Genomic DNA, 659 nt, shown 5'->3' with positions numbered 1-659 from the left:
CTGCAGACAGCACAAAAGAAAAAAAAAGAGAGGGAAGAAAGGCAAGGGAAAAAGAAGAAGAAAGCAGAGGTTCCTTATGGTTTACTAAAGGACATTAACATGAAGGAAGGAAAGGAAGAATGGGAGAAGAGGAAGGAAGAGAGGGAAGAAAGGAGGAAGAGAAAGAGGCTGAAGACGGATTGGAGAAACACAGTCTAAAAGGAAAGAAAGAAAAAGAGGAAGGAAAGGAGAGGAAGGAAGGAGAGAGAAGAGAAGAGGAGGGAGGAGGGAGAGAAGAGGGAAAAAAAAGGGGAAAGGCAAAAAGGGGCTAACATCCATTGAAAAACGTGACTATAAAATAATATGAGGGAGGAAGAAATAGAGGGGGGAAGGAGGAAGAAGGAGGGAGGAAGGAAGGAAAGGGAAAGGAGAAGAGAGGGAAAAGAAAGAGGAGAAAGAGAAAGAAGAAGAGAGGAAAAAGGAAAGAGAGAGAGGGAAGAAGAGGGAGGGAGGAGGGAAGGAAGAGAGGAACGTTGAAATCGATGTCAACAGAAAAGAAGGAGAAGGGAAGAGGGAAGGGGAGAGGAAAGGGGAGGAAAAAACAAGGGGAGCTGAGCACGGAAGGGGAGGAAGAGAAAGGAGGGAGAGAGGAAAAAAAGAGGAGAGGGAGGAGGGAGAAG

General features: G+C 45.8%; 2 protein-coding genes. Both read left to right on the top strand.

The features are described from left to right. Window positions 1–119 precede the first annotated feature (119 nt). Complete coding sequence (locus E1963_RS23705; protein WP_132281711.1) at window positions 120–311, top strand: hypothetical protein; 192 nt, start codon at window positions 120–122, stop codon at window positions 309–311. 31 nt (window positions 312–342) lie between these two features. Next, complete coding sequence (locus E1963_RS23700; RefSeq protein WP_167482281.1) at window positions 343–516, top strand: hypothetical protein; 174 nt, start codon at window positions 343–345, stop codon at window positions 514–516. Window positions 517–659: the final 143 nt, after the last annotated feature.

Source organism: Extibacter muris, from assembly GCF_004345005.1.
Taxonomy (GTDB): domain Bacteria; phylum Bacillota; class Clostridia; order Lachnospirales; family Lachnospiraceae; genus Extibacter; species Extibacter muris.
This window is presented reverse-complemented; position numbering and strand designations above follow the sequence as displayed.